Genomic DNA, 8,651 nt, shown 5'->3' with positions numbered 1-8,651 from the left:
ACCAATTGGGGCGAAAGTGCTAAAACGAATGTATAAACATAGAATTAAGGTAAGTGTAAAACCGAAAAGTTAGGGCGAAAAACCCCAACTGTTCATAGCTGAGACCATTGTGCATAATTTGAGAGCTCACGACAAAATGACAATAATTCACTAAAATTTAATGGGACAAGTAAAACAGAGAATGATTGAAATGGACGCTATAAATTTAAATAGTGTTCCAGATAAACATTTGTGCGTAAAACATATTAATGACAACACAATTAAACGTTTTATAAGAGAAAATTATACTAATGGTTATTGTGATTATTGTGAAAAAGAAGTGAAAGTTGTTAGCCTTGAGGATTTATTAGAGTTTATGATGCTTGGAATTTCAAACTTCTATGAAGATGCAGCTAATTTCATGAGCTACAACGGACGTGAAGGAGGATATTTAGGAGAAACTTTCACCCCTGACGAATTAATACAAGAAAGAATAGGTTTGGAAACTGACCCATTTGAACTGACAGAAGATATTGTAAATTCAATAGAAGACATTGCTTGGTCTGAACCTAGTATGTATTATGACACTGAACGAGACGAATTAATGTACCGATGGAGTTACTTTAAAAACTTAATTAAACATAAATCCAGATATCTGTTTCAACAAAATCAATCTTCGAACAAAAGCCAAAATGCATTTACAATTTTAAAAGAAGTTGGAAAAATAACTAAATCTCTGAATCTGATTAAAAAAATTGAAAAAGGAACAATCATTTACCGCTGTAGACAACACCATTCAAAGAAGACTGTTAGTAAAAAGGAGAAATTAGTTTCACCACCAGAGAAATATGCGATTTATCCGAATAGGTTCAGTCCATCAGGAATTTCTATGTTATATTCCGCATTCGACCCTAAAACAGCATTTTTAGAAACGATTAGTAGAGAAGACAAGAAGAAAGATTCTATTACAATTTCGAAATTTAAACTAAAAAAGGAAATCTATGTAGTAGATTTTAATAGACTTCCAAAATTGCCAAGTATATTCGATTACAAAAAGGTAAAAACACATTACTTAATTCGTTTTCTTTATGATTTAGTTCGAGATTTTACACAAGAAATAAAAAAAGACGGAAAAGAACATATTGAATATGTACCAACACAAGTAGTTACAGAATACTTTAGGTATCCATTTAATAAAAATAGACAAAATATAATTGAAGGAATTGTATACCCTTCTTCAAAAAATAAATCGGAATCGTCGTCTGTTATATTTTGGAATAATAAAGAATGTTTAGAATATCTTGAATTAGTAAATATAGAAGTAGAAAAAATTAAAAACAAATTATAAAAATTCGGCTCTGTGTTAACTCGAAAAGTTAGTGTCTTTTTATACGCTAAGCCGTTTTACGTCATTTAAGACAAAATAACAAACTGAAATGAATTGGGAAAAATTAATTAATTATTGGTGTAATGAAAAAGGAAGATATGGCTTGACTATTCCTTTTTTGATTGGAGCTGAAAGACTGTCTAGAGATATGACAATCGAATCTCTTTTAACAGAAATTAATGAATCTGATTCCAAATTTTTAATAAGTAATTGCGGAGATTTAGACGAATATGTAATTGGCACGCATAAACCTGAATATGCTTATATAAATTCATTGAAGAATTTTGGTTCTTTGATAATTAATGACGATGAACTAGATAAAATCAAGACATTGAAAGAACTAATTAAAAAAATGGAGAATGAATATTTAGAAAAAACTAAAAACGAACTCTACTCTAAAAATTATGACTCTGGAGAATGGACGATTTTTGAGGATAGTGATATAGAACTAATTCAAAGTATAAGTTAAATGAATTGGTATTACATAATCGGACTTTTTATTGTAGTTATGCTTTTAAGGTTTGTTACTAACCTTTATAAATACTTACGAATTAAAAAATTGTATGATAAATATATTGAATATATAAGAACAGATGATTATAAATTCATTCAGTATAAAGAAGAAATAAAATCACTATTCAAGGATGCCGGACTTAAAGATTCTTCTGTAATCCATCAAGAATTTTTGGGGTTTGGAAATTTTTCAAATACACGTGTTTCAGTTTTTGATAATTTAACCAATCGTAGAGAAGATATTGTTGGAAATGTACAAAATAGGTTTAATGAAGCCATTGGTGTTTATAGAAAAAGATTCAGAGAGTCATTTAACCCAATATTCTGGATTGATTTCATAGTAAAATTTCCACAACATTTAATGGAATTTTTTGGTGTTTTACCAGAGAAGATAGCTGTCAAAATATTTCTTGTAATTTATTGGTTATTAGCAATTGCATTTGGACTTAAAAAATTTGAACTTTTAGACTATTTAATTAAATAAAAACGAACGCACAACATTGGCTATAAGTAATTACTTGTTCTCGCCTACTTCTGAAAACAGTAATTTCCTTATTCAGTTCGTATTCATTAAATTAGAGCTTTAAAACACAACTAATTTTATACAAATACGTGATGCGACTGTTTAAACACAAAACATTAAAACACTATTTAGGAGCACTTTTTTTAATGCTAATTGTAACTTCCTGTAAAGGACAATCGCAAACTAACATAGAAAGAAACGTAGATGGTGGTTGCCAAGACTGTAAAGCTTTATTGGATTATAAAATGCTTAATAGAAACCCTAAGTCAGTTGATACCTTACCTGGTTTTCATGAAAATGAACCAAAACTAAAAATAACGGGTACTGCATTTAAAAAAGACGGAAAAACACCTGCTGAAAATGTTATACTCTATATTTATCACACAAACAGAAATGGAATTTATCAACCTAGTGACAAACCTGTAGGTTCGGAAAAAAGACACGGACAACATAGAAATTGGCTTAAAACAGGTAACGATGGTAAATTTACTTTTTATACATTCAGACCAGCGTCTTACCCAAATACACAAGAGCCAGAGCACATTCATATCTATGTAAAAGAGCCCAATACAGTATCTTATTATATTGACAGTTATCAATTTGAAAGTGACCCTGCTCTTACTGAAGAAAAAAAGCAATCAGAAAAAAACAGAGGTGGCTCTGGAATTATACAACTTAAAAAAGAAGATGGTATTTGGACTGCTCATAGGGATTTAATCTTAGGCTTGAATATTCCTGATTATGAGTAAAAGTTTTAGTTACAATTGCTACTCACCTACCCCTAAAAAACTCAGATTTCTATTCAATATGCATTTACTAAATTAGTTATATAAAAATGAAACTTTTCTTTAAAATAATAATACTCTCTTTTTTAACAATTTCAAGCTGTAAGTTGCAGCAAAATGAGAAGGATGAAATAAACACTAACGCTCCTAAAGCTGAATTTACCGAATTCGATTTAGGTGAAAGTGATTTACCCACACTAAAAAATGTAGTAAATGATTATGAATCTCTCTTCACCATTGAACAACTAGAAAAGCTAACCTTGTTAATTCGAGAGTATGAGAAAAAAACTTCCAACCAAATAGCTATTGTTTCTATTAAATCAATCGGAAAATACACCGATTTTAGTCAATTCGCTATTGACTTATCAAATTATAATGGTGTAGGTCAAAAAGAAAAAAATAACGGCTTGACTATTGTTTTCAGTAAAACCTTAAGAAAAATAAGAATTTCTACAGGCGTTGGAACTGAACAAATTTTAACAGACGAAATTTGTGAGGAAGTAATTGAAAAAACAATTATCCCTGAGTTTAAAAAAGGAGAGTATTATCTTGGTATTGAAAAAGGAATAACTGAGTTAATGACTAAGTGGGAATAAAGATTATTCATCCCTCCTCCTATTATAAAAACATTGAGAAATGAAAAACACCATCTTACTAATTTTTACGTTTATCTTTCTTAATGTTTCGTTTGCGCAAAGCAAAATATCATACACACTTAACCACATTCCTAATTCAAACAAAATAACTGTTGAATTAGCTTTTGATAATATTAGTACAAATGAAGTAAAACTGATAATTCCAAGAAGTGCACCTGGTACATACGAGCTAACCAATTACATTGCATTTATAAGCAACGTTAAGGGTTACACCTCTTCTGGCAATATTTTGAAAGGTGTAGTTGGTGATGGTTCTTTTTTTACTTTTAATGAAAAAGATCAAGTACTAAAAAGAATTAGTTATGAAGTAGATATAAACAAAATGGAAATGACTTTATTAGGTAGTTTTGCTAGTTCTAAAACAAGAAAAAACTACTTAGGCATATTAGGCTATTCTATTTTTGGGTTTATAGAAGGATTTGAAAATGAGTCAATCGTTTTAAAGGTACAGACACATAAAGACTGGCCAATATTTAGCACCTTAAAACCTTCTATTCAAAGAAATAAAGGCACAGAACTTTACGAGGCTGATAATTTTGCTTTGTTAGCTGACTCCCAATTATTATTAGGAAATGCTGTTCAAATATATCAAGTAAGTGATTCTAAAATCCCTTTGTTTGTTGCTGCCTATTCTGAAACTGCTATCAATATTGAAGAAATTGGGAGAAGAGGACTAGTATCTCTTAATAAACTAGCTGAATATTTTGGTTACATACCAATGCCACATTATGCCTTGTGTTATGAGTTTCTAAACCCTGTTTCAGACATGCATAACTATGGCTTTTCTATGGAACATTTAAACAGTATGACTGCTAGTTTAGATGTTTCAAAAGCTATTTTGAAACCGAAAGAAAAAGCTATTGGTGGTATAGTACATCATATGGGACATTCTTGGCTTCCTTTACGATCTTATGGAACTGGATATAAACCTTTTGAATGGCAAACTGCACCAACAATTGAAACTATTTGGTTAAATGAAGGCTTTATTTGGTATGTTTCCTATTATCATATATTGGAAAATAAAGCCATTTTACAATTCTTTAAAAGAACTATTAGTCAAGCCCCTAAATACATTCAGGATAAATCTTTAAAAGAACTGTCTGTATTATTCTCTGGACTTCAGAATTGGTAAAAACCTATTTTCACGTGGCGCTCTATTGGCTCATGATTTAGATCTTTTAATTCAAAAAGAAACAAACGGACAAAAATCATTTAAAGATGCAATTCTTGGCTTGTTAAAATGGACAGAAGCAAATAACAGAGCTTTTAAATATGATAAAATTGAAGCTATTATGTCTGAATATACAGGAGTTGATTTGAGTAGTGTTTGGCACAAGTGGCAAAAGCCTGTAAAAAATTAAAGTATATAATTTCAAGTACCTTTATAAGCCTAAACAAAGAAATTCAATGTATAAAACTATCTTTGAAATAACCAAAATGGATTGTCCTTCTGAGGAGAATTTAATTCGAATGAAGTTAGACGGAATTTCTGGTATAGCAAATTTAAAGTTTGACATTCCTAATAGAAAATTAACAGTTTTTCATAACGAAGAAGTTGATTTAATTGAAAAATCGGTAATTGAACTAAACTTAGGCGGAAAGAGGGTTTCTACAGAAAAAACCGATCAAAATAATTTTGAAGAAAACACCAATCAGAAAAAATTACTTTGGGCTGTTCTCGGAATTAATGCTGCCTTTTTTATTGTTGAAATGACAACAGGAATTATCTCTAAATCAATGGGACTTGTTGCCGATAGCCTAGACATGCTTGCTGATAGTTTTGTCTATGGAATTAGTCTTTTTGCCGTTGGTGGAACTTTAACAAGAAAGAAAAGAATTGCAAAACTTGCTGGATATTTTCAAATAACTCTTGCTTTACTTGGATTTGTTGAAGTTTTAAGAAGATTCTTTGGTGCTGAAAAACTTCCAAACTTTTCAACAATGATAATCGTTTCGGTTTTAGCACTTATCGCAAATGGAATTTGTCTTTATATTTTACAAAAATCAAAAAGCAAAGAAGAAGCACATATGAAAGCAAGTATGATTTTTACTTCTAATGACATCATTATTAATTTAGGAGTAATAACAGCGGGAGTTTTAGTGCATTGGTTAAATTCTAACAAACCTGATTTGATTATCGGAACTATTGTTTTTGTTTTAGTAATTCAAGGAGCTTTTCGAATTTTAAAACTAAGTAAGTAAAGACAAGGCTACATTTATAGAATTAGATAACTCCTTGTTAGTAGGATCTACTTTAGAAACAACTCGAATACCATTGTATAGTGTATAAAGAAGAGTAGCAATAGCTCTTAAGTTTTCACTATTTTTTAATTGTCCTCTTTCCTTACCCTCCTTCAAATATTCATAAAATAAGTTTTCAAAATCACGCTTATTTTCTATCAAGACTTTTTGTAAACTTTCGTCATTTGGAATAAGTTCTGTTGTAGCATTTACAACAAAACACCCTTTCTTATCTTCATCAAGAATAGCTTCTTGTATTGCTTTATTAAAAAGCTCAGTAAAGCCTTCTTTAACATTTGGATGGCTTTGAAAAAATTCCATTAGCCCTTTTTTGGTAGTAGTTCTATAAAGCTCGAAAGACTTTTTAAAGAGCTGTTCTTTATCTCCAAAAGTATCATATAAACTTGCTCTGTTTATTCCTAATTGACTTACCAAATCTTGCACAGAAGTAGCAGAGTACCCTTGTTTCCAAAACAAACACATTGCTTTGGCTAGTACTTCTTTTTCGTCAAATGATTTAACTCTTGGCATATAAAAAAATGTGGAAGTTGTTTACACTTCCACAAAATTAGCTTATTGGAACTTTCATTCCAAATATATTCAAAAAAATTAACTCAATAGCGGATTAACATTTATTCCTCCGTCAATATTATATTCACTTCCTGTAATAAAAGAAGCGTTATCAGATGCTAAGAACGAAACTAGTTTAGCTACTTCTTCTGGTCGTCCAAATCGTTTTAAAGGAACACGATTTTCAATGGTTTGAGCAAAACCTTGCAATTGTTCTTCTTCCATTCCCGTTTTTCCAAAAATTGGAGTAGCTACTGGACCAGGATTAACTGAGTTAATTCGTATTCTTCTCGAAGCTAATTCAGTAGCTGCTGTTCTAGTATAAGAGTTTAACGCTGCTTTTGATGCTGCATATACAGCTGTATTTGGCATTCCGGTATAAGCATTTATAGATGATAAATTTATAATTGATGCTCCCTCATTTAAAATGGGTAAGAATTTTTCTGTAGTAAATACAGCTCCTTTAAAGTTAATAGCCATTTGATGATCAAACATTTCTTCACTTATACTCCCAACAGGTGCTGGTTGAAAAATACCCGCATTTACAAATAGTATATCAACTTTATTAAAGTCTCTTTTAACCTGTTCTACTAAGTTTTCAATAGCAGAAAGACTTTTTACATCAGCAACGATTCCTTTTACTCCTAGTTTTTGTGAAGCCTCTTCTACTTTTTCAGAATTTCTTCCTGTAATAATTACTGTTGCTCCTTGATTTTTTAATTCTTGAGCAGATGCAAACCCAATTCCACTGTTTCCGCCAGTTACAACGGCTATTTTTCCTTTTAACGTACTCATTGTTTTTATTTTTTAGTTAATAATTAATTTCAGAACGATCGTTCCGTTTACAAACATACATATATTAGAACGATTGTTCCAAATTAAATTTACACTTATTTTATTTGGTTAAAATGTTAAAACACCGAACAGACTTGTCTGTTCTTTTTAAACTCTGTAACTTTGACATAAATTAAGAGATATGAGTAGTCCCAGAGAACGAATATTAGAAACAGTTGCACATTTATTTCATCAACAAGGTTATAACAGTACAGGTATTAACCAAGTTATAAAAGAGGCTAAAGTTGCTAAAGCAAGTTTTTATCAGCACTTTAAATCAAAGGATGCTTTGTGTATTGATTTCTTAAATAACAGGCACGAGCTTTGGTTTAAAGAACTCTTTAAGTATACTTCAAAAAGTAAAAATTCAAAAGATAGAGTATTGCTAGCATTCGATTTTATAGCTTATATGAATACAAAAGAAAATTTTAGAGGTTGTAGCTTTCTAAATATTCTATCAGAAATATCTAAAGAACAGGAAGGTATTTTAACCGTAATTCAATTACATAAAAAAGAATTGAACAACTTTTTTCAAGAGTTAATAGACAATGAATTACTTGCTACACATATTTATCTGCTTTTTGAAAGTGCTATCATAGAAAGTCAACTCTTCAAATCAAATGAAATAGTATATAAATCAAAAAAAATCATACAAAACTTACTATAATTATTATGGAACAGAAACATCCACTTCCTCCTTTTACCCTCGAAACTGCTATGCAAAAAATTCAACTTGCAGAAGACGCTTGGAATTCTCAAAATCCTGAAAAAATAGCATTAGCTTACACTGTTGATAGTGAATGGAGAAATAGAGACACCTTTGTTAATGGTAGAGAAGAAATTATTAACTTCTTGAGTAAAAAGTGGCAAAATGAACTTAATTATAAACTGAAAAAAGAGTATTGGGCACATAGTGAAAACAGAATTGCTGTACGCTTTGAATATGAATATCAAAACAAAGAAGGCAAATGGTTTAGGGCTTATGGTAATGAAAACTGGGAATTTGATGATAACGGACAAATGAAAAAAAGGTACGCTAGTATTAATGATCTTGAAATAGAGGAAGTTGATAGGTATCTTTAATTTTTTAGCATAAAATTGAAAAAGTGAATTATAATATACTTTTTACTTAAAAGGATTACTTATGAATTAAATAATTGAAC

Annotated in this window: 12 protein-coding genes; 10 read left to right on the top strand and 2 right to left on the bottom strand. The window is 30.2% G+C overall.

The features are described 5' to 3' along the window. Nucleotides 1-160: 160 nt before the first annotated feature. From LCI24_RS15340 to LCI24_RS15305, 8 genes are all read left to right on the top strand, one after another. Entirely contained in the window at nucleotides 161-1,327 is a 1,167-nt protein-coding gene (locus LCI24_RS15340; protein ID WP_274641160.1) for a HEPN-associated N-terminal domain-containing protein, read from the top strand. Nucleotides 1,328-1,415: 88 nt separating this feature from the next. Further along, nucleotides 1,416-1,835 carry a hypothetical protein gene (locus LCI24_RS15335; protein WP_274641159.1) on the top strand — a complete coding sequence of 140 codons (420 nt, stop codon included), beginning with the start codon at nucleotides 1,416-1,418 and terminating at the stop codon, nucleotides 1,833-1,835. Further along, complete coding sequence (locus LCI24_RS15330) at nucleotides 1,836-2,363, top strand: hypothetical protein (protein WP_274641158.1); 528 nt, start codon at nucleotides 1,836-1,838, stop codon at nucleotides 2,361-2,363. 131 nt (nucleotides 2,364-2,494) lie between these two features. After that, nucleotides 2,495-3,151 (top strand): peptidase associated/transthyretin-like domain-containing protein, encoded by a 657-nt coding sequence (locus LCI24_RS15325; protein ID WP_274641157.1) that lies wholly within the window; start codon nucleotides 2,495-2,497, stop codon nucleotides 3,149-3,151. Nucleotides 3,152-3,237: 86 nt separating this feature from the next. After that, nucleotides 3,238-3,783 (top strand): TPM domain-containing protein, encoded by a 546-nt coding sequence (locus LCI24_RS15320; RefSeq protein ID WP_274641156.1) that lies wholly within the window; start codon nucleotides 3,238-3,240, stop codon nucleotides 3,781-3,783. Between the two features lie 40 nt (nucleotides 3,784-3,823). Beyond that, complete coding sequence (locus LCI24_RS15315; protein WP_274641155.1) at nucleotides 3,824-4,975, top strand: M61 family metallopeptidase; 1,152 nt, start codon at nucleotides 3,824-3,826, stop codon at nucleotides 4,973-4,975. A gap of 25 nt (nucleotides 4,976-5,000) precedes the next feature. Then, nucleotides 5,001-5,204, top strand: a complete 204-nt coding sequence (locus tag LCI24_RS15310) for a hypothetical protein (RefSeq protein WP_274641154.1) — start codon at nucleotides 5,001-5,003, stop codon at nucleotides 5,202-5,204. Nucleotides 5,205-5,250: 46 nt separating this feature from the next. Beyond that, nucleotides 5,251-6,045 carry a cation efflux transmembrane domain-containing protein gene (locus LCI24_RS15305; RefSeq protein WP_274641153.1) on the top strand — a complete coding sequence of 265 codons (795 nt, stop codon included), beginning with the start codon at nucleotides 5,251-5,253 and terminating at the stop codon, nucleotides 6,043-6,045. Here the strand turns inward: LCI24_RS15305 and LCI24_RS15300 are convergent. Together LCI24_RS15300 and LCI24_RS15295 are read right to left on the bottom strand one after the other, a co-directional pair. Continuing rightward, nucleotides 6,034-6,615: a TetR/AcrR family transcriptional regulator gene (locus LCI24_RS15300; RefSeq protein ID WP_274641152.1), complete on the bottom strand. Its 582-nt coding sequence runs from the start codon at nucleotides 6,613-6,615 to the stop codon at nucleotides 6,034-6,036. The two genes, LCI24_RS15305 and LCI24_RS15300, sit on opposite strands and share 12 nt — an antisense overlap. 78 nt (nucleotides 6,616-6,693) lie before the next feature. Next, nucleotides 6,694-7,449, bottom strand: a complete 756-nt coding sequence (locus LCI24_RS15295) for an SDR family oxidoreductase (RefSeq protein ID WP_274641151.1) — start codon at nucleotides 7,447-7,449, stop codon at nucleotides 6,694-6,696. Nucleotides 7,450-7,630: 181 nt separating this feature from the next. Between LCI24_RS15295 and LCI24_RS15290 the strand changes: the two genes are divergently transcribed. Both LCI24_RS15290 and LCI24_RS15285 read left to right on the top strand, forming a co-directional pair. Then, nucleotides 7,631-8,155, top strand: a complete 525-nt coding sequence (locus LCI24_RS15290) for a TetR/AcrR family transcriptional regulator (RefSeq protein WP_274641150.1) — start codon at nucleotides 7,631-7,633, stop codon at nucleotides 8,153-8,155. Nucleotides 8,156-8,160: 5 nt separating this feature from the next. Beyond that, the gene (locus tag LCI24_RS15285) at nucleotides 8,161-8,571 is read left to right on the top strand and encodes a nuclear transport factor 2 family protein (RefSeq protein WP_274641149.1); all 411 of its coding nucleotides are present in this window, start codon (nucleotides 8,161-8,163) and stop codon (nucleotides 8,569-8,571) included. Nucleotides 8,572-8,651 lie beyond the last annotated feature (80 nt).

This window comes from Tenacibaculum larymnensis, assembly GCF_028829235.1.
GTDB classification, from domain to species: domain Bacteria; phylum Bacteroidota; class Bacteroidia; order Flavobacteriales; family Flavobacteriaceae; genus Polaribacter; species Polaribacter larymnensis.
This window is presented reverse-complemented; position numbering and strand designations above follow the sequence as displayed.